Genomic DNA, 20,758 nt, shown 5'->3' on the forward strand with positions numbered 1-20,758 from the left:
CTTATATAGTGAAGCACCTATCTTCATATTTTTTCCATTATGAATAGGTACCTAACTATTGTCAATAAAAAATACACCAGAAAAATTCTGGTGTATGAATGTTTAAAGCACACGTCTAATCAATGTTTTAAGCGGCGGCATTTTTTCAAGTTTGCCTTCTTCAATTAAAGAACGGATTTCGAATTTTGCATAGCCAAGCATTTCATCGAAAACAATCTGTCCAGGTAACGGTGCAGCGTCTTGATCTACGTAGATATTAACAATCGCTGGTTTATTAGCAGCTTTTGCTTGAGCAAGTGCAGGCGCTATTTCATCAGGATGAGTGACATTAAATCCTACCCCACCACAGCTCTCAGCGAATTTTGCATAGTCAATATCTGCCAGGTCAATCGCATACTCCAGTTCACCTGCAGCCTGCTGCTCATATTTAATAAATGACAGCTGCTGATTGTTAAGAACGACTACAATCATCGGCAGGTTGTAATAGACAGCTGTAACAAAATCCTGCATTACCATTGAGAAGCCGCCGTCTCCTGAGATCGCAAAAGCTTCTCGTTCTGGAAAAGCAATTTTACTCGCGATAGCTCCTGGTAATGCACAACCCATTGTACCGAGCCAAGCTGATGTAATAAATTTATTCTGATGGTTAAGTCTTAAATAACGTGTACTCCATACTGTAGAAGTACCGACATCGATAGAGAATGTCGCATCTTGATCAGCAACTTTTTCTATTTCCGCCATTACACGTTCTGGACGGATAGGCCTACTATCTTTCGCTCTATCTTCTTCCAACCATTTATTCCAGTTTTCCATATTTTCCTGACAAGCCTGAAGGAACGGACGTGTTGTGACTGGCTCACATGCATGCGTCAATTCAGGTAATATATCTTTAGCGTGACCGATGAGTGGCACATCCACATCGTAACGTTTACCGATATTTTTAGGATTTAAATCAAGCTGAATACAAGGTACATTCTCATCAGGCAAGTAATCGACGTAAGGATAGTTAGTGCCTAACAGAATAAGTAAGTCAGCTTCTTTCATCGCTTCAAATGCCGGCTTAGTTCCAATTTTACCGATATTACCGAGAGACTGTGGATGTGTATCCGGTACTATACCTTTACCTGGTAAAGTAATCATAGTAGGTGCCTGAATATGTTCAATAAAATCAATGACTTCATCTTTAGCACCTTTTGTACCTACACCTGCTAACACAACTGGGTTTTCACTCTTTTCAATCAGTTCAGCCGCCTGTTTAATTTTATCATCAGGTGCTGCAAAGTGAGGTCTTTCATATACATAAGGTTTATCCAATGTATGGTCTTCAATCTCTGTTTTAAGAATATCACCAGGAATAGTCAGAACAGCGACACCTTGTTCATCATATGCGGTCTTAATCGCTTCATTGACCGTATCAAAGATACGAGCTGGATCTGTAATGATCTGGTTGAATACAGCAACCCCTTGGAACATAGTCGAAATATCTACTTCCTGGAAATAACCTGAACCAATTTGATCAGTATTTGTATGTCCACATAAAACGAGTGTCGGTACATTGTCCATTTTTGCATCATACATCCCGTTCAGTAAGTGAACGGCACCTGGACCACCGATACCAAGTGAAACTGCTATTTTACCTGTCAATTTTGTATAGCTTGCCGCAGCAAGTGTCGCCACTTCTTCATGACGAACGTTATAAAATTTAATGTTCTCTTCTTCCTGTTTTAGTGCATCTACTACTGAGTCAATGGAATCACCCGGAATACCATACACATGATCAATGCCCCAGTTTTTCAATGCTTTTACTAATGCCAGATTTGCTTTAATTTTACCCATGTCATTACCTCCAGTAATCTGCTCACTTTTCCATATACCCGTATTTTTTTATCACTAATCACATTTACAACTGCCGGACAGGGTATATGAAGGTTAAATCAATAGTATAGGGAGGTATTACAATGAAAAAAATCTTATTGACCGGTGGTACAGGACTTGTCGGTTCACGGTTTATTGAACTGACAGACGAAATGCCTTATGAGTTTTACATTATGACACGCTCAGCTAAGGCCGATACTGCTCGTATAAAATATATCAACTGGGACGATATCAATCGTATACCCGATATTGATTTAGTCATTAATCTAGCCGGTGCCAGCCTTAGTCAAAGGTGGACATCTGAACATAAAAAAGCTATCGCCGGCAGTCGTATTGAATCAACGCGTAAATTAAAAGCGATTATCGATCGACAACAAACAAAACCTTTCCTGATTACAGCAAGTGCTGTCGGTTACTATCCACCGGCAAAACATCTGACTTACACGGAGAAAGATACTTTCAAACCTTTTGATTTCTTATCAGAAACAGTCTCCTTATGGGAACAAGAAGCTCAAAAAATAGAAGATACAGGTGTACAGACAGCCTATTGCAGATTTGGTGTCATTTTCTCTGACAAAGGCGGTGCTTTACCGCTGATGATTAAACCTTACCAGTTTTATATCGGAGGCAACATTGGTGATGGACAGCAAGTCTATTCATGGATTCATATCGATGACCTTATTCATGCCTTACTCTATATTTACCATCACCAGCTGACAGGTGTCTATAATATCACTGCTCCCAATCCTGCGACACAAGAAGAAGTCGGAAAGGCCATTGCGGCCACCCTTCATAAGCCGCATATGATACCGGTACCTGATACTGTCCTTGATGTAGTGCTAGGTGAACAATCCATTATGGTCACTGATGGTCAGCGTGTTCTCCCTAAGAAACTGCAGGAAGCAGGCTATGACTTCACATATCCTACGATTGATAAAGCTCTGGTGAATTTATATGGACAATAGTAAAGAACAGAAAAAAGCGGTAGAGAAACGGTGGCGCGAAGAGAAATATAAAGTGATGTATTACAGCCAGCAGCACTATAATTCTATACGCCAACTGATGAAAAACCAGTTGGCTGATATTGATAGATTGAACAGAGAAATTGCTGAAGCTTATTCTATAGAACCGACTCATGGTTCTATGGTCAATACATTCCAGCACATCTGGGGATACTTCAAGAAAAAAGCGACTGAAGAAGAAAAAAAACATATCTTGAACTTAATAGATGCACTGCCTAGTTCCAACGATGCTCTTATTACCGAACTTTCTCAGCTTGCCATCCAATATGAGATCCAGTACTTAAAAGATAGCAGCCTGTTAAAAGCCCCTCTTCATTAAGAAGGGCTTTTCTGCTGCCATCCGCAACGTGGACTGATAGTATCATTCAGCCATTTTTCATGCAGTAATTCCTTATAAGCAGCGTAAACTTTGTCACCCGTTAATTTCACGTCACCATAAACAAAAAAAGGCGGTAACGATTCATGTGAGAATAAATGCTGGTTTAAAGTAATGGTCTCGGCAAGCTGCTCGAGATCTGATTTAAAAGCAGCTGAGCGTTTGCCCCCTCTTCTCTGATGTTCTTCGTCCATTGCAATCAACATCTGATAGAGATCCATTATAAATGGCGAGCCATTATTATAGGCGTGTTTGACAATAGGATGATGGAGATAACGAGTATTTCCTTCGATAATCTTTATCTCAGCCAAACAGACACGAATAATCTGGTACAGTTCCAGTACTTGCTTAGACAGCCGTCTATTATCTAAATATTTGGCACTGATATTATGATCAGCCTCTACTCTAAAAATTTGCATTGCTTACCTTCCTTATCATTTATTTAAAGAACAGCTATTGACGGTGCTTGCGTCCTTCTTTATAATAATTCGTAACCATTACGTTTTATAGGAGGATATATGAACACATTAGCTAAAGGATTTGGTGTTATCTCTCTTGCTGCTCTATTGACAGCATGCGGTAATACAGCAACAGATAAAGAGAACGAGAAAACTCAGGAACATAGTCATGAAGAACACAGCCATAAAGAACATGAGAAAGCGCATGAACACGACCACGGTCATGATCACCATCACATGTCAGAAGCAGATAAAAAAATCTATGAAGGTTACTTTGAAGACAGTCAAGTTAAAGACAGAGCTCTCACGGACTGGGAAGGTGACTGGCAATCCGTCTACCCATTCCTGAAAGACGGTACACTCGATAAAGTTTTCGAACATAAAGCAAAAGAAAAACCATCTATGACTGCCAAGGAATATAAGGACTACTATACAACGGGTTACAAGACAGATGTTTCACGCATTAATATCGGCAAAGAGAATATTGATTTCTATAAAGGTGATGAGAAATATTCCGGCAAATATATTTACGACGGCAAAGAGATTCTGAACTATGAAAAAGGAAACCGTGGTGTTCGCTTCATCTTCAAAAAAGTATCAGGAGACAATCAAGCACCTAAATTCATTCAGTTCAGCGACCATAGTATTGCACCAAAACGGGCTGAGCACTTCCATATTTATATGGGCAATGAACGTGCCGCTCTTCTTAAGGAAATGGAGCATTGGCCAACTTATTACTTCAGTGATATGACAGGCGATGAAATTGCTGAAGAAATTATGGCGCACTAATTTTTCAGATGATATTCAGTTGAATATCATCTTTTTTGCGGCGTGGTCTGACGGCTCGGTACCAGCTGAGGCACATCATATAAATAATAACAAGTTCAATGATATCTCCTCCGTAATACATCACCATCGCCCCCTGCTGCGATTGTTCAGTACTTACGCCTGCAGGTGGATAAGGATAGAATGATTTTGACAGAATTTGATGAAGTGCAATCGAAACAATCATTACAATTGAACGATATTTAAATGAATAAGGATGACGTGTTGGTTCGATTTCAAGCATAACAGACGTCAATAAGTAGCCTGCCATAAATATATGGAAATGAATCAAATAATGCAGGACTGGATAATGATGCATCAGCATAAATAAATCCGTGCGATATAGAAGCCATAAACCGCCTGTATTTAAAATGAGTGCTACAACCGGATGTGTTACGAGTCGGACGTAGCGACTGCCGAGCAGTTTCGATATCCGCCTGCCTTGCTGAGCTGGCAGAGTTCTAAAAAGTAAGGTTATCGGTGTCGCAAGCACTAACAGTAATGGGGCTAACATTCCAAGCAGGAGATGACCATACATATGTGCTACAAAATGATGGTGCATCTGTTCTGCCAAGGGACCTACCATTACAACCAATCCACAGAGCATACCTGCTATCCAGCTCACTATTTTAAATAATGACCATTCTTGAGTCTGTCGTAATGCGGCATATAGATAAGCTACTATTAATAAAACAACAATAAGAACTATCACTATATCCATTACAGGGAAAACATCTTGATGATGCGCATGCATTACTTCATCATCCCTCTACGTCTCGACATGATATAACCGACTATAATCATCAGGAGTCCGGTAATAATCCATACGATATCATAAGTAATGACATTATCGACATAACGAATCTGATGCATTCTCAGCACTTTATGATTGATGATGCCATCATACACTTGAAAAGAACCCATTCCCATCAGTGTGCGACCTATCCAGAACTGCCAGTCAGTCGGATATTTACGTCTGGCATCCGCGAGAAGAAATAGTCCAAATATAATAAAAAATCCACACATGGCATTTAAAATACCGTCTGATAAGAGACCTATCTCCCTAGTCATCTGATCATAAAAATGATGCCATTGCAAAAACTGGTGAAACACAATTTCATCTATTAAACCTGCAAGTCCTATACCAAAAATAAAACCTGACCATTTATGTTCTTTCAAATATGTGCCATTCTGCTTCATATTGATCTCCTCATCATCTTTTAGATACCTCTACCCTCTTTTTTATCATGAACACAAAAAACAGCCATTCGGCTGTTTTCTATTTTACATTAAACAATTCATTAAATGATTCAATAATAGTCGGGTGCGTATAGAGAGCATCCCTTAATACTTCGTAAGACGTCTGCTGTTCCATCGCAAACTTGATCAAGTTAATCAATTCTTCAGATTTAATACCGTAAAGCGTTGCGCCTAGTATTTGATTCGTTTTCTTATCTACAACTGATTTAAAGAGACCTCTTCCCTCATTCTCAATCGTCTGACACGTAATACTTGAAACTTTAACTTTGCCTTCCATAATCTCATAGCCCTGCTCTATAGCCTGTACAGCAGTCAGTCCCACAATCGATATAGCCGGGGTAATAAATACAGTATAAGGGATTATCCCTCTATTTTGAGTCGTTCGTTTTCTTTCTCCGACCAGACCATCTTTAATGATACGGAAATCATCAAGCGAAATATAAGTAAACTGTGGGCCGCCCGTCACATCACCCGCTGCATAAATACCAGGTACCGTCGTTTCCAGATATTCATTGACTTTTATTTCACCACGCGCACCAAGCTCGATATCTGTATTTTCCAGTGCAAGGTCCGTATGAGGCTTACGTCCTGTAGCAAGCAGCACAGCATCAGCCTCGAAGTCACCCTGATCCGTTTTAACGATCACTGAATCACCATTATCTTCAAAGCCTGTAGTATTCGTATTCAGAACGAACTTAACATTTTGAGCCTCCATATCTTTTATGGCGAGTTCAGCAACCTCAGCATCTTCTCGTCCTAAAATCTGGCTGCCACGCTCAAGTACTGTCACTTGTGTGCCAAAACCACCAAATGAAGCTGCAAACTCCAGCGCAATATAACCGCCTCCCACAATAACGAGATGTTCCGGCTGCTCAGTAAGCTGCATAATACCTTCTGAATCATAAATATGCTTTGATTCCTTAATGCCGTCAATAGACGGAATGTTCGCAACTGCCCCGGTATTAATCAGAATATATTCAGCCGTAATTATTTCTTTATGATGATCTGCAAAGTGAAGCTCAATCTCCTTATTAGATTTGAATTGTGCTTTAGCATCAATGACCTCTACATTGTCTTCACCTGATAATTTATGATAGTTTTTCTTATTAAGAAGACCTGTAACTTGATCCTTACGAGCAACAGCCTGATTGAAAGTCATATGAGTCATACTGTCATGGATCAATATTTTGGAAGGAATACAGCCGATATTAATGCAAGTACCCCCGTACATTCTTCTCGATTGTTCAATCACCGCTACTTTATTACCTTGCTGGGCCATAAACTTGGCCAGTGTTTTACCCGCCTTGCCAAAACCAATCACTATTAAATCATATTGTCTCATCAATAAACCTCCCCATCTCAGTTACTCATGCTGATGAAAGCGCTTTACTTTATTATCTCATTGTCATGCAAAGATTTCCATTTGTAACTCAAGTATGGCCAGATTCATATCATCAATATTCCTGTTTTAACTGCTCGATTCTTAAACTGAGATCACTAAAATCAATAATACGTGCCTGTCTATGATACTCTCTATCTTTATTAAATAGAATGACAACGGGTGAAGTAAAAAGACTAAGTTGCCCAGCTACTTCAGGTATCTTGTCTACAAGTAACCAGTAGCCTTCTATATAGTGTTCTGTCACTAATGATTCAATACGTGGATAATCTGCATGACAGACTGAACATCCAGTTATCATCGTATAAACTAATTTTTTATGGCCATCATTAAGTACTGTCACTAATTCATCGTACGAATTTATTTCTTTCATCATTGACCTCCAAAAAAAGAGACAGCGACTTCTGTCGCTGCCTTCATTTTATTCACCTTTTAAATAATCTTGTACAACTGTACCCACTGCTTTAGCAGCAATTAATAAAGATTTTTCACTAATATTGAACTTAGGATGATGATGTGGGAAGATATCTCCGTCTTCCGGTGCAGCACCGACATAGATGAAGGCACTTGGACGTTCTTTTGCGTAATAGGCAAAATCTTCTGAAGGCGGCTGTGCTTCACACTCTTCAACCGGGATATCTTCAAGTTTATCTTTCAATGTCGACGATACATACTCTGTAAACTCAGGATCATTATAAAGAGCCGGATAATCGTCCTTATAATCAAGCTCACATGTCACACCGAACATCTCATCTAATCCTTTAACTAAACGTTTAACTTCTTTTTCAATAGTCTGCTTCGTTTCTTCAGTCAGACCACGTACGTCACCTTCTAATGTAACATGGTCACTAACCGCATTGAATGGGCCTTTACCATCAAATGAACCGATTGTAACGACGCCTGTCTCAAATGGATTTAGTCGACGTGATACAATAGTCTGAACGGCTGTAACGAAATGGCTGGCTGCGACAATCGCGTCATTCGCCATATGAGGGGATGAACCGTGTCCACCTTTCCCATTGACTTTCAGTTTGAAGAATGCACGGCCTGTCTGAACAAAACCAGGTCTGTAATATACTTTACCTGTATCCATCGTACTCATAACATGCACACCTATAACATTATCAACACCTTCAAGTACACCATCTTTAATCATACCTTGCGCACCACCTGGTGGAACTTCTTCTGCTGGCTGATGAATGACGATGACCTTACCTATCAATGAATCTTTCATTTCAGCAAGTGTTTCTGCCAGAACGAGCATATAAGCAGTATGTGCATCGTGACCACACGCATGCATGACACCTGGATTTTTTGAAGCGAAAGGCAGGCCTGTATCCTCTTCAATTGGCAGTGCATCGAAGTCTGCTCGAATGGCAAGTGTCTTACCTGGTTTACCCGAGTCAATCGTTACCTTGATTCCTCGTTCACCTATATTAGTATCAACTTGTACATCTTTATCTTTGTAAAAATCAGCGATGTATTTTGAAGTTTCTTCTTCCTGGAAAGAAAGTTCTGGATTTTCATGTAAATGACGTCTAATCTCAATCATCTTATCTTCTTTTTGTTCAAGAGCCTTGAGTAATTCTGTTGTCATTTTCTTCATCTCCTTTATTAATACATCTACTATACCCGTTATTTCACTCTTTTATCATCATTAGGTACAAGGAAAAGAATAGCCAGGAATGAAATGAGTGCCATCGCGACGTTCACCCATAATGCAACCATTGCGCCACTTGCCATACCTAGGCTGAGGACTGCCGTTGCAAATACGGCACCACTGATCGCCATACCAAAACCATTACCAAGCGATGAAGCCATCTTATAAATACCGGCAGCAACCCCTGCTTTGTTATCTGGTGCTGTAGCTACTGCTGTATCTGTTGAAGGTGTCGCATAAATACCCAGCCCTAGACCGAACAGTAAGTAACCGATTACGGAACTGATAATGTAGATTGTTGATGGCAAGAATGTAAGTGAAATGAGTGCAATACCTACTAATGTAATCAGTGACCCTAACATCATCGGTTTTTTAGCTCCCATTTTCTGAAGCAGTTTTTCACCAACACGGATCATTGAAAGCACCATCACTAGATAAGTCAGTGATAAGAGACCTGCCTGGAAAGATGTAAAACCTAAACCTTGCTGTGCAAATGTATTGGCAACAATCAATGTACCCCCTACTGCGTTCAGCAGGAAGTTTGAAATGACTGCACCCGTATAAGGTTTGTTAGAAAATAAATGAAAATCAATCAGCGGATTTCTAGAAACACGTTCTCTAAAGAAGAACACGATAAATGAAATGACAATTAAAGCAATTAAGCCGAGAGATATAGGTGAAGTATAACCAAATTCCCCACCTTTAGTGATAAACAGTTCAAGTGCAAGGACAAAGACAACAAGAATCATTAAACCCGGTACATCAAAACGTGTTCTTGATTCTTCGTCTGCTTTTGTTTCAGGTGTTCCTTTAATTAAAAAGAACGCGATAATTGAAAGAATAATTGAAAATACGAAAATCCATTTCCACCCCATAAACGTTGCTACTGCTCCACCGAAGAATGAACAGATACCAGAACCACCCCATGAACCGATTGACCAGAAGCTAAGAGCTCTCTGACGATCAGCACCATGGTAATAGGCCTTAACAATCGCTAGCGTTGCAGGCATGATTGCTGCTGCAGATAAACCTTGAATTACACGTCCAACCATTAGTACAGCCGGGATATTGGTTGCGATTACAAGAGCTGAACCGATAATACTTAAAATCAGACCGATTTGTGTCACTTTTACACGACCATATTTATCAGCAATACCACCTGCGCCTACAACAAACATACCGCAGAAAAGGGCAGTCAAGCTGAGGGCGGCGTTGACGTTCCCCATGCTCGTATTAAAGCTTTCTTTTAATGTCGGTACGATATTAACAAGTGACTGAGCAAATAGCCAGAACGTTAATACTGAAAGCACGATACCGATAATCAGTTTATTATTACCTTTGTACGTTTCATTCATTTTTTATTCACCTAATATTCCTCTCATTATTAATCTTAAAATTGATCTCTATATTTCTCTTCACTACTCATCAAACTGTTTATTAACAGCCAGCTTGAAAATATAATCAGAACACAACAAGCCTGACGCAATTGCACCTGCCAGTAAAGTAATTTCCAGTATGATCTCCACAGGTCCTGACGTCTGTTCCATCACCATCTTCATCGCAGCATCATAAGCCAGCCCTCCCGGTACAAAAGGAATAATACCTGGAATCATGAATAAGTTACTCGGTTCTTTATATATTCTAGCCATCATATGGCACATAACCCCGAGAATGATACTACCAAAAAAGTAGCCGTAAATCTGCGGGAAATGGAGTAACTTAATCAGGCTTTCGCTCGTCATCCATGCTGCCGCTCCAACAAAACCGGATGGCAGAAACAGTCGTTTAGGAGAATCAAATAGAACTGCAAAAAAATAAGATGCCGTAAAACTAAAAATTAAATTAATCAGCCAGTCCATTTGCACCTCCTAAAAGATATAAAGTATAGACGCAACGCCGGCACCTATTGCGAATGCTGTAACCGCCGCTTCCAGTCCTTTGGTCAGTGCCATCAGCATATTACCAGCCAATAAGTCCTGCAATGAATTAGTGATAAGGACGCCGGGAACAATCGGCATGACTGAAGCGATGATGGTCACCGATAATTTACTGTCGGGAATAAATCTGTATACGCTTACAATTATAAGCGCAATAAATAACGATGCAATAAATTCAGGTATGAAAAAGTTCCGAATTTTATCTGCAATCTGTTCTTTTATGACAAAACCTAAAGCCGCCGCTACCATCGCTGTTAAAACATCTTGCCATACGCCTCCCTGTAAAAAAAGGAAACTCAGCCCTACAATTGCACTCGCTACTGCTTTATAAACCAGATTATAATTTTTTGTTTTCGTTTTAATATCATATAATTGTTGTAACGCAGCTGGAACTGATAAATTTTCATTCGTTATCTGCCGAGAAGTTTCATTGACCTGAGAGATTTTGATGAGATTGGTATCCCGTTTCTTTACCCTCTGAACGCGTGGATAAGTCAGGTCATGTAGGCTGAAGTTAATCACTGTATTCGTTACAAAACTATTGCAATTCATATAACCGAAGTGATGCGCGATGATATTCATCGTATTCTCAATACGAAAACCATCTGCACCAGATTCCAGTAAAATCTGACCTGCTAAAACGATTACATCCTTTAACTCTTCTTCTTTAATATTTACATTCAAGACCCTTCTCTCCTACTTGTCTTTAATAAAAACATCATACCATCAATCAAGTTAAATCATCATTAAATATATGAACAATTAAAGAAACTGACACGTATAAAATGTGTCAGTTTACATTTAAATAGTTATATTTATCTAATTGATTACATGTTTTTGTGTTGGATTTACATTTTTAATAAATATCTGACTCGTTTTTAAACTGTTTCAGATTCTCTTTAACATCTGCTAAGAAACGTCCCGCAGCAAGTCCATCCAGAATACGATGATCAATAGACAGGCAGAGATTAATCATATCAGCGAACTTAAAGCCACCATCATCCGTTGGCACTACCCGCTTATTGATACTCTCAATCTGCAGAATGGCTGCTTGAGGGTAATTGATAATACCTTGTGACATCACTGAGCCGAATGAACCGGTATTATTAACAGTAATTGTACCACCTTGCATCTGTTCAGGTTTAAGTGTATGATTTCGTGCTGCTTGTGCTAAACGATTCACTTCTTTAGCTATGCCCATTACTGAGTATTCGTCTGCATTTTTAATAACCGGCACAAATAAATGTTCATCAGTCGCTACTGCAACTGAAATATTAATATCCTTGAAATAAGTAATCTCGTTATCCACCCATGAGGCATTCATTTTAGGATGTTTCTTTAGAGCTTGAACAACTGCTTTGATAAAAAATGGATAGAAGGAAAGAGAAATACCTTCCTGTTTTTTAAATTCATCTTTATGTGCATTACGAAGTTTAACGAGTTCTGTGACATCTGCCTCTACCATCAACCAGGCATGAGGAATTTCATTGACGCTTTGAACCATTCGTTTAGCAATTGCTTTTCTGACGCCATCCGGTTTAACGACTGTATCATTGCCTGGCGATAACGGCGCAGGTGCTTCTACTGTTTTCTCTTCTGCTATCAGCTGCTGATTTTCAGCAGCTGCAGGTTGTTCTGATGGAGTAAAGTTCAGTACATCTTTACGTGTGATACGTCCATTTCGTCCAGTTCCTTTAACTTGTGACAGGTCGATGCCCCGCTCCTGTGATATTTTTAAGACAGCAGGTGAATAGCGCATCCCTTCTGTACTCATTTTCTTTGTCTCAGAGAATACGTCTATTTCTTTATTTGCTTCTTCATTAGATGCAATAGCACCTGACATACTTGCAAGCGGTGCTTCAACCGTTTCCTGCTGCACTGCCGGTTTTTCTTCCGGAATCATTGCCGTTTCAGTCGCCTCTGATGTGGTTGCTTCTTTAACCTCTGTTCCTTCAACTTCAATGGTCATAATCGGTTCATGGATTGCAATATCTGTATCAAGTTCTACCAGCAGTTCTTTCACTATCCCTGCAAAGTCAGATGGAATATCAGTCGTCACTTTATCAGAAGTCGCTTCTGCAATGGGTTGATAACGTTCTACTATATCTCCCGGCTTCACCAGCCAGTTTGATATAGATGCCTCGGTCACACTCTCACCTAAACCAGGTAATGTAATTGTTTTAATAGCCATAACTTTTCCCCTCTTCCTAGAATTCTGCAAGTTCGCGAATGGCATTCTTGACTTTGTCTTCATTGATTAAGAAAGCTCGCTCGAGTGATAAAGCATACGGCATACTCGGTGCATCAGGTCCTGCCAGTCGCTGAATCGGTGCATCCAGATCAAAGAGTGCTTCTTCTGCAATGATGGCTGCAATCTCACTCATCACACTCTGTTCCTTATTATCTTCTGTAACGAGAAGGACTTTACCTGTTTTTTTAGCGGCATTGACCAATGTTTCTTTATCAAGCGGATAAAGTGAACGGACATCTACTACTTCAGCATTAATATCTTCTTTAGCCAGTGCTTCTGCTGCCTTCAGCGCGAATTGAAGCGCCATACCGTATGCAATAACCGTCACATCATCACCTTCTCTGACAATGTTCGCTTTATCGAGTGGCACGACATAGTCAGTTTCAGGTACATCTTCTTTTAATAGACGGTAAAGGCGCTTATGTTCATAGAATAAAACCGGGTCATTACTGCGAATCGCTGCTTTAATCAACCCTTTTGCATCATAGGCTGAGGACGGCGTCACGACGCGGAGTCCAGGTTGCCCTACAAAAATCTTATCTGTCGTCTGTGAATGATAAAAACCACCACGCACACCGCCACCATAAGGCGTACGATAGACGATAGGAGTCGTCCAGTCTCCTTTTGTTCGATAACGCATCCGTGCAGCCTCAGACATAATTTCATTTACCGCAGGCAGAATATAGTCCGCAAACTGGAATTCTCCGATTGCCCGGTAACCTCTTACCCCAAGTCCTACTGCTAAACCACCAATCAGGCCTTCAGTAAGCGGTGTATTAAAGACGCGTTTATCGCCGAATTTGGCTGCTAGTCCTTTCGTTACACCGAAGACACCACCTTTGTCGCCACCTACATCCTCACCAAAAATCACTACTTTATCGTCTCTTTCCATTTCTTCAGCAATGCCTCGGTTAATCGCTTCTAAATATGTCATGATTGCCATCATTTTGTTCTCCCCTTCTATTTATCGTCTTCAGCCCACACGCCGACTAATATCTCTGCAGGATCCGGATCAGGCATTGCTTCTGCTTCATCTGTTGCCTGATTGATTTCAGATTTCAGTTCTTTTTCCATCACTTCTATCTCTTCAAGTGTCAAATATCCTTCGTCAATCATCTGTTTCTGGAATGCAGCAAGTGGGTCCTTTGTTTTCATTTCTTCCAGTTCTTCTTTAGAACGATAAATGGACTGATCATCATCTGATGAGTGAGAGGTCATACGTGAGACCATCAGTTCCACAAGTGCCGGTCCTTTACCTTCACGCGCAGCTGCCACATATTTTTTAAATGCTGTATAACACTCAACAAAGTCATTGCCATCTACTCGTATTCCTTCAAAGCCATAAGCTTGAGCTCGGTCTGCCATCTGCTCATTGGCATACTGCTCCTCTATGCCCACTGAAATCGCCCACAGGTTGTTTTCCACTACAAAAATAATCGGCAGTTTCTTAATAGCTGCAAAGTTCATCGCTTCAGCCACTTCACCCTGGTTAAACGAACCTTCACCTGTTGTGGCTACTGACACTGAATCTGATTCTTCAAGTAACGCAGCATAGGCGACGCCTGTCGCTACATTCATCTGAGTGGAGACCGGTGACGAGTGTGAAATGATATTATGTTCCTTAGAACCATAATGGTTAGGCATCTGACGGCCATGTGAGGATGGATCTGCTTCTTTACCAAATGAACCAAGAATAATATCCTTAGTTGTCATCCCCCATGCAAGACAAGCTGTCATATCACGATAATACGGGAGAAAATAATCTTTCTCGGAGTCAAAGGCCATTGCCATAGCCACTTGGCCGACTTCTGCGCCTTGTCCCGAAATATTGAATGATGTTTTACCGATACGAGTGAGCTGCCAGAGACGTTCATCGAGCCGGCGTCCTCTTAATACGTGTCTGAAAGCTTCGATTAATTCTTCTTTAGTGAGTCCAGATTCTTTTAACTTTTTCATTATCTTTTCACTCTCTTTCTTATTTATGAATGGCAAGCCCATATGCGTCAAGTGCTGCTTCCATTACCGATTCTGAGATTGTAGGATGTGCATGGACTGCTTCACCTAGTTCAAGAGCCGATGCATTGAGATAGATTGCCGTACTCGCTTCACCGATTAAGTCAGTAGCATTCGGTCCGATAATCGTAACGCCTACTAAATCATCTGTCTCTTCATCTCTCAGTACTTCTACAAAGCCATCAGCATCTCCATGAATCAATGACTTACCGTTACCTTTAAAATAAAATTTTCCTACTTTAACGTTCATATTTTCCGGGAAATTAGATGAATGATAACCGACACTCGCAATTTCGGGATGTGTGTACGTACATTTCGGTACATCGTTATAATTAAGCGGCTCAACTGTTTCACCACATAAATGATTAACAGCGATTTCACCTTCTTTAGAAGCAACATGTGCCAGTTGCAATGTATTGATACAATCACCAATCGCATAAATATGACTCTCAGTGGTCTGATAGTATTCATTGACATGAATGCCTTTATCATCAAACTGTACAGATGTATTCTGTAATCCGATACCATTGACGTTCGGTGTCCGTCCAACTGCAACCATTACTTTATCAAACTGCATCTCTTGCTGCTCTTTTACTCTGACACTCACTTTATCAGCTATTACTTCAGCTGATTCGACAGCTGCCTGGGTCATGATATGAATACCGCGTTTCTTGAACTGCTTTTTCAGTTCACGGGATACTGATTCACTCTCATTGATAACTAGGCGATCAGCATACTCAATAATCGTGACGTCGACACCGAAGCTATTGAGAAGTGACGCCCATTCCACACCGATTACGCCACCGCCGATTATGGCCATTTTTTCAGGTAGTGTTTCCAGTTCGAGCATACCATTAGATGACAGAATGTATCTTTCATCAATCGCCACATTCGGCAGGCTACGAGGTGATGATCCTGTTGCAATAATGAGTTTTTTCGGTACAATAATTAGATCTTCTTTATCGCTGTCAGGGAAAGTAATCGCCACTGCACCAGATACCGGCGAGAAGATTGAAGGACCGAGAATAGCGCCTTCTCCGTTATAGATTTTAATTTTGTTTTTCTGACATAATGCCTGTACTCCTTGATGCAGTTGCTCTACTACTTTTTCTTTACGCGCCTGAACTTTCAAAAAGTCAAATCCAGCTTCAACACTTGATATACCAAATTCATCTGCACTCTTTACTGTTTCGTATACTTCAGCGCTTCGCAGCAAGGCTTTTGTAGGGATGCATCCTCTATGGAGACATGTCCCTCCTAGCTTTGACTTCTCCACAATCACTACATTTTGACCTTTTTGAGCAGCACGGATAGCCGCGACGTAACCGCCTGTTCCGCCTCCTAATATCAGTAAATCTGTTTCTGCAGCCATAGTTTAACAACCTTCCTTAGTAAATTTGAGCTTCTTCCTGTTTATTCAGAACGCGCATTACACCGTCGTACAGGGCTTCCATCTCTTTCTCACCCGGTACCACTTCGACATGTGCAATCCAGTTGACGTAAGATTTCAAGTACTCCACTACATAAGCAGAGTAACTGATACCTCCTGTCAAAATAATCACATCTACATTACCTTGTAGGACAATCGCCATTTCTCCGATACATTTAGCCACCTGGTAACACATGCCGTCCAGATAGTTCTTAGTATCCATATCACCTGCCAGCGCTTTTTCCTCTACAATACGCATATCAATCTCACCTGTGTAAGATTTAATACCACCTTCACCTGCCAGAATTTTCTTTATTTGTTCCAGACTTAGGCTTTCTTCAATAATTTTTTTAGCAAATGTAATCAGCGGCAGACCACCTGTTCGTTCAGGAGAATAAGCGCCTTCTCCGTCAATGCCGTTCACTACATCAATTACTTTACCATATTGATGGGCGCTTACACTGATGCCACCCCCCATATGCGCAACGATGACATTGTATTTCTCGTACTGTTCTGCCAGGATAGCACGTGCTGCTGCCTTTGAATTCAGGGCGTGAAAGACACTGCGTCTCTCAATACCTTTAAGTCCGCTAATACGTGCAATTTCATGCATTTCATCGACGACCACCGGATCAACTGTATATGCAGATACACCATATTCATCCGCAAATGCCTGGGCAAGACTCGCGCCCAGATTAGAAGCATGACTTCCGTATTCGCCTGATGCCAGATCCTCCAGCATATCCTTGTTAACAAGATAGGTCCCCCCACTGATTGGCTTTGATAGACCACCACGTCCAACTACTGCAATAATGTCCCCTTTTTTAACGTCATTTTCATTCAAGTATTCATCAATTTTGATTTTTCTGAACGCCTGCTGATCATTAATGGATTTAAATGCACCTATCTCCTCAGCAGTGTAACGAATGACCTTTTCACTGATCAGTTCACCATTTCCGAATAGAGCTACTTTACCTGATGTAGAGCCTGGGTTGATCACTAATACTAAGTTTCTGGACATCTCTTACCTCCTATACTTGAACTTGTTTAATGGCAAAATCAAGTGCGAATAGTTTACTTTCTGTCTCGTCACTTCTTGAAGTTAAGACAATAGGTACTTTAGCACCAACAATCGTACCTCCGTTGACAGCATTCCCTACAATGACAAAAGATTTATACAGTGCATTTCCTACGTCAATATTCGGCACTACAATCACATCTGCATCGCCTGCTATCGGTGCTTCAAAGCGCTTATGTCTGACAGCCTTTTCTGATATAGCAAGATCTAATGATAGCGGTCCGTAAATAACAGCCTGCTTATAGTCCTTCATACGCGTCATCACTTCTGATGCAAGAACTGAGGACGGCATCTTAGGATTGAACTTCTCAGCAGAACTCAGCAGCGCAACCTTTGGTGTTTTAATCCCTATACTGTGACAGACTTCCACTGCGTTCTCAATAATTTGTACCAATTGATCAGCAGTAGGTTCAATATTCATTGCAGCATCTGTCAGCATAATCTGTCTATCTATCTGAGGTAGATGGACAAGTGTCACATGAGATAACAATGTCTTATCACGTAAATCGTTCTCTTTTTTCAGCACTTCCTTTAACACAGTTCGCGTCTGAACAAGCCCCTTCATCAAAATCTGGGCATCACCATTTACAATTGCTTTTACTGCTGCTGCCACGCTTTCCTCTTCATCTTCACAATATTGATAGGTCCATAGACCGGGAGCAAGGTTATCAGTTGAATCAAATACGAGAAAGTGAACGTTATCCCCATACGCTTTTTGGGCCGCCATCATGACGTCTACTATTTCCTGACGCGAACCACCTGGGACAGCAATTGTGATCATTTTATTACCTCCCTCAAATTTGTATACGCTTACATTTTTATTATAAGTATTCTTTCCTCTTGATACTATCATTATATCGTGATGATGTTGAACAGTTTCATTATAGAGAGAGGCAACTTAATTGTAATTTATATAATTACTATATAGAATAGAAAAGTAATTGACCTGACTTAAAGGAGTATATAATGGACTCTCCCATATCGGTTTCACTATTCCACCTAATGTAGATGCATTACTGGGTAGGAGAAGGAGAAGCAGGTCCAGGTCCTTCTTATATAGATGCAGAACAGAATAATGAGTTCACTAAGCAGCATATCGAATAGCTAGGTTATAACACAATGCACGTCGCGAAAATGCTGAACACGCATCCTATCCCGCAGAAGGCAATCTGCTTAATTAAAAAATACGCAGGAGTCACAATGAAAAAATTCTTTATAGCCCTGACTTTTATTATGGCAAGTCTATTCATCTGGTCTTATCAGGAAGATTTAAAACGTCTGGTGATGCCAGATCCCATGGCTTATAATACTTATGACAAGGGACAGTGCACATTCTATGTTTTCGATAAAGTGAAGCTGGACGGCAAAATGATAGAACGGTCATGGCGAGATGCAAAATACTGGGCCGAGCACGCAAAAGAAGATGGCTATACAGTAAATCAGCAGCCTGCTCAAGGTGCCTTGCTTCAATCACGAAGGGGCAAGCAAGGTCACGTCGCTTATGTGGAGCATGTCTATCCGAATGGTAGTATTAAAATTACCGAAATGAACTATATTGAGCCTTTCCATGTTTCTGAACGCCTATTAACTTCTTCCGATATCAAGCGTTACCAATTTATCCACCCTAAAATAAATCCAGTCCTATAAAAAAAGACCGCTTCTCATAAAAATTGAGAAGCGGTCTTTCAAATTATAGCGTTTGATACCATTGAATAGCAGCCTGTAATTCTTCCTGTGTTAAGGAATGGCCCTGCTCATGCCAGAACACTTGAACTTCAGCACCTGCTTGTTCAAGCATAGCCTGTAGCTCATCTATTTCACTTTTAGGTGCATAGGGATCTCCTGTTCCAGCACCGATGAAAACTTTCTTGCCAGATAAATCTGGCAGTTCGATACCGCTTAACGGTACTATCGGATGGAAGAGAATCGCTGCATCGAATACTTCATTAGAATGAAAGAGTGAACTCGCTGCAATATTCGCTCCGTTTGAATAGCCGATAGCTACAATCTCACTCGACTGTAATTCATTCTCTTTTGCTGTCTTGACAACAAAATCATTTAATTCATGTGTACGTTCCACTAAATCTTCCTCATCGAACTGACCTATTGCAAGCCTCCTGAAAAAGCGAGTCATACCATTCTCTGACACATTCCCTTTCACACTGATAACAGGTGCTTCTGCATCAATCATCTGAGCGATAGGCAGCATATCATATTCATCTCCACCCGTACCGTGTAACATGACGAGAGTACGTGGATGGGTGCTATTCGTCTCATTTTTTAAAATATGTTGCATCATCATTCCTCCTTACTTAACTTCTTAAATATATTTATTATACTAGATATATTTATTATACTTATAAAAGCAATTATTTTCAATTCTGTTGTTTGAAAAAACCGCTTCTCGTGAGAGAAACGGTTTATAGACTTTCAATCAGTTTAGGCATATCACCTGGTGTGATGATACCTGTGATATCTTCTCGCTTATTAATACTGCCTGTTTGAGTAATCAGAATAACGAGTTTAGAATGACCTTTCTCATTAATAAGGTTCATCATTTTATGTTCTACTTCATATAACGGTAAATCTTCTCTAACAACTAAATACGAAGAACCTTTCTCGTCTTTTGGCAGAATGTCTTTTACATGATAATCTGTCAGCCGCAATAATTCCTCATTCATATGAGCAGCCAGCCAATTCGCTATACCATTATCCGTCAATATACCATGAAACTTCTGACCGCTGAAAACTGGATACTGAGAGACATGATGCTGTTCAATCAGTTCAAGCACTTTTTTAAGGGTATCATCCTCATTCAAAGAAATAACTTGTTTCTTAAACTGACTCACTGTAGCTGGATTCTCAAATTGTAATCGTATTTTCTTGAGAGAATCGATAAATTCTGCTGTAGGTTCTGCAATATTAAACGTATCTTTCTTTTCATGAATCAATAGGTTGCGGAGCTGACGTGCCATATCAATCGTATCCTGATGCTGTTTAATCACTGCATGTTTATCTTTCAACTGGTAGAAGAGTGAACCGAAACTATCATCCCGTTTTGTGTAACGTTTCATCGCTTCGTGCAGCTGATTAAATTCTGAAATAAATTCGTCTAAGTTAGTCATAATGCTCCGCCTTTTTTGTAACTCTCCTGTTAAATAAAACAAGCCGAAGA

At 40.3% G+C, this 20,758-nt stretch carries 22 protein-coding genes; 4 read left to right on the top strand and 18 right to left on the bottom strand.

Features of this window, described 5'->3' with window-relative positions:
• Positions 1-102: 102 nt before the first annotated feature.
• Complete coding sequence (locus tag ERX37_RS06995; protein ID WP_133429961.1) at positions 103-1,836, bottom strand: pyruvate oxidase; 1,734 nt, start codon at positions 1,834-1,836, stop codon at positions 103-105.
• A 122-nt stretch (positions 1,837-1,958) separates the two neighbouring features.
• Here ERX37_RS06995 and ERX37_RS07000 point away from each other — a divergent pair, with 122 nt between their 5' ends.
• Together ERX37_RS07000 and ERX37_RS07005 are read left to right on the top strand one after the other, a co-directional pair.
• The gene (locus ERX37_RS07000; RefSeq protein WP_133429962.1) at positions 1,959-2,840 is read left to right on the top strand and encodes a TIGR01777 family oxidoreductase; all 882 of its coding nucleotides are present in this window, start codon (positions 1,959-1,961) and stop codon (positions 2,838-2,840) included.
• Positions 2,830-3,216, top strand: a complete 387-nt coding sequence (locus tag ERX37_RS07005) for a DUF1722 domain-containing protein (RefSeq protein WP_133429963.1) — start codon at positions 2,830-2,832, stop codon at positions 3,214-3,216. The genes ERX37_RS07000 and ERX37_RS07005 overlap by 11 nt, the downstream gene beginning before the upstream one ends.
• Here ERX37_RS07005 and ERX37_RS07010 read toward each other — a convergent pair.
• Positions 3,213-3,692 carry a pyrimidine dimer DNA glycosylase/endonuclease V gene (locus tag ERX37_RS07010; protein WP_133429964.1) on the bottom strand — a complete coding sequence of 160 codons (480 nt, stop codon included), beginning with the start codon at positions 3,690-3,692 and terminating at the stop codon, positions 3,213-3,215. The genes ERX37_RS07005 and ERX37_RS07010 overlap by 4 nt on opposite strands.
• 99 nt (positions 3,693-3,791) lie before the next feature.
• Between ERX37_RS07010 and ERX37_RS07015 the strand changes: the two genes are divergently transcribed.
• Positions 3,792-4,520: a metal-binding protein ZinT gene (locus tag ERX37_RS07015; protein ID WP_133429965.1), complete on the top strand. Its 729-nt coding sequence runs from the start codon at positions 3,792-3,794 to the stop codon at positions 4,518-4,520.
• 4 nt (positions 4,521-4,524) lie between these two features.
• Here the strand turns inward: ERX37_RS07015 and ERX37_RS07020 are convergent, their stop codons facing one another.
• From ERX37_RS07020 to ERX37_RS07085, 14 genes are all read right to left on the bottom strand, one after another.
• Positions 4,525-5,310 (bottom strand): cytochrome c oxidase assembly protein, encoded by a 786-nt coding sequence (locus tag ERX37_RS07020; protein ID WP_133429966.1) that lies wholly within the window; start codon positions 5,308-5,310, stop codon positions 4,525-4,527.
• Positions 5,310-5,756 carry a DUF2243 domain-containing protein gene (locus ERX37_RS07025; RefSeq protein WP_133429967.1) on the bottom strand — a complete coding sequence of 149 codons (447 nt, stop codon included), beginning with the start codon at positions 5,754-5,756 and terminating at the stop codon, positions 5,310-5,312. The genes ERX37_RS07020 and ERX37_RS07025 overlap by 1 nt, the downstream gene beginning before the upstream one ends.
• A 79-nt stretch (positions 5,757-5,835) precedes the next feature.
• On the bottom strand, positions 5,836-7,158 hold the full coding sequence (gene merA, locus ERX37_RS07030) for a hypothiocyanous acid reductase MerA (RefSeq protein ID WP_133429968.1): 1,323 nt from the start codon (positions 7,156-7,158) through the stop codon (positions 5,836-5,838).
• Positions 7,159-7,270: 112 nt separating this feature from the next.
• Positions 7,271-7,588: a YbbN family protein gene (locus ERX37_RS07035; protein ID WP_133429969.1), complete on the bottom strand. Its 318-nt coding sequence runs from the start codon at positions 7,586-7,588 to the stop codon at positions 7,271-7,273.
• 48 nt (positions 7,589-7,636) lie between these two features.
• Complete coding sequence (locus ERX37_RS07040; protein WP_133429970.1) at positions 7,637-8,812, bottom strand: M20 family metallopeptidase; 1,176 nt, start codon at positions 8,810-8,812, stop codon at positions 7,637-7,639.
• A gap of 38 nt (positions 8,813-8,850) precedes the next feature.
• On the bottom strand, positions 8,851-10,230 hold the full coding sequence (locus ERX37_RS07045; RefSeq protein WP_133429971.1) for an MFS transporter: 1,380 nt from the start codon (positions 10,228-10,230) through the stop codon (positions 8,851-8,853).
• A gap of 63 nt (positions 10,231-10,293) precedes the next feature.
• On the bottom strand, positions 10,294-10,734 hold the full coding sequence (locus ERX37_RS07050; protein ID WP_133429972.1) for a threonine/serine exporter family protein: 441 nt from the start codon (positions 10,732-10,734) through the stop codon (positions 10,294-10,296).
• A gap of 9 nt (positions 10,735-10,743) precedes the next feature.
• Positions 10,744-11,496, bottom strand: a complete 753-nt coding sequence (locus ERX37_RS07055) for a threonine/serine exporter family protein (protein WP_133429973.1) — start codon at positions 11,494-11,496, stop codon at positions 10,744-10,746.
• 172 nt (positions 11,497-11,668) lie between these two features.
• Positions 11,669-13,003: a dihydrolipoamide acetyltransferase family protein gene (locus ERX37_RS07060; protein ID WP_133429974.1), complete on the bottom strand. Its 1,335-nt coding sequence runs from the start codon at positions 13,001-13,003 to the stop codon at positions 11,669-11,671.
• A 16-nt stretch (positions 13,004-13,019) separates the two neighbouring features.
• Positions 13,020-14,006 (bottom strand): alpha-ketoacid dehydrogenase subunit beta, encoded by a 987-nt coding sequence (locus ERX37_RS07065; RefSeq protein WP_133429975.1) that lies wholly within the window; start codon positions 14,004-14,006, stop codon positions 13,020-13,022.
• Between the two features lie 17 nt (positions 14,007-14,023).
• Positions 14,024-15,019: a thiamine pyrophosphate-dependent dehydrogenase E1 component subunit alpha gene (locus ERX37_RS07070; RefSeq protein WP_133429976.1), complete on the bottom strand. Its 996-nt coding sequence runs from the start codon at positions 15,017-15,019 to the stop codon at positions 14,024-14,026.
• A 19-nt stretch (positions 15,020-15,038) separates the two neighbouring features.
• On the bottom strand, positions 15,039-16,448 hold the full coding sequence (lpdA, locus tag ERX37_RS07075; protein WP_133429977.1) for a dihydrolipoyl dehydrogenase: 1,410 nt from the start codon (positions 16,446-16,448) through the stop codon (positions 15,039-15,041).
• A 16-nt stretch (positions 16,449-16,464) separates the two neighbouring features.
• The gene (gene buk, locus ERX37_RS07080) at positions 16,465-17,526 is read right to left on the bottom strand and encodes a butyrate kinase (RefSeq protein ID WP_133429978.1); all 1,062 of its coding nucleotides are present in this window, start codon (positions 17,524-17,526) and stop codon (positions 16,465-16,467) included.
• 10 nt (positions 17,527-17,536) lie between these two features.
• The gene (locus ERX37_RS07085) at positions 17,537-18,364 is read right to left on the bottom strand and encodes a phosphate acyltransferase (protein ID WP_133429979.1); all 828 of its coding nucleotides are present in this window, start codon (positions 18,362-18,364) and stop codon (positions 17,537-17,539) included.
• A 338-nt stretch (positions 18,365-18,702) separates the two neighbouring features.
• On the opposite strand from ERX37_RS07085, the gene ERX37_RS07095 reads away from it, so the two are divergent.
• Entirely contained in the window at positions 18,703-19,230 is a 528-nt protein-coding gene (locus ERX37_RS07095) for a CHAP domain-containing protein (RefSeq protein ID WP_373282943.1), read from the top strand.
• Between the two features lie 43 nt (positions 19,231-19,273).
• Here the strand turns inward: ERX37_RS07095 and ERX37_RS07100 are convergent, their stop codons facing one another.
• Both ERX37_RS07100 and ERX37_RS07105 read right to left on the bottom strand, forming a co-directional pair.
• A complete protein-coding gene (locus ERX37_RS07100; RefSeq protein WP_133429980.1) occupies positions 19,274-19,879 on the bottom strand; it encodes an alpha/beta hydrolase in 606 nt (201 codons plus the stop codon).
• Positions 19,880-20,003: 124 nt separating this feature from the next.
• Positions 20,004-20,708, bottom strand: coding sequence for a CBS domain-containing protein (locus ERX37_RS07105; protein ID WP_133429981.1), 705 nt, complete (start codon positions 20,706-20,708; stop codon positions 20,004-20,006).
• Positions 20,709-20,758: the final 50 nt, after the last annotated feature.

Origin of the sequence: Macrococcus hajekii (assembly GCF_004359505.1) — a bacterium.
Lineage (GTDB): Bacteria > Bacillota > Bacilli > Staphylococcales > Staphylococcaceae > Macrococcus > Macrococcus hajekii.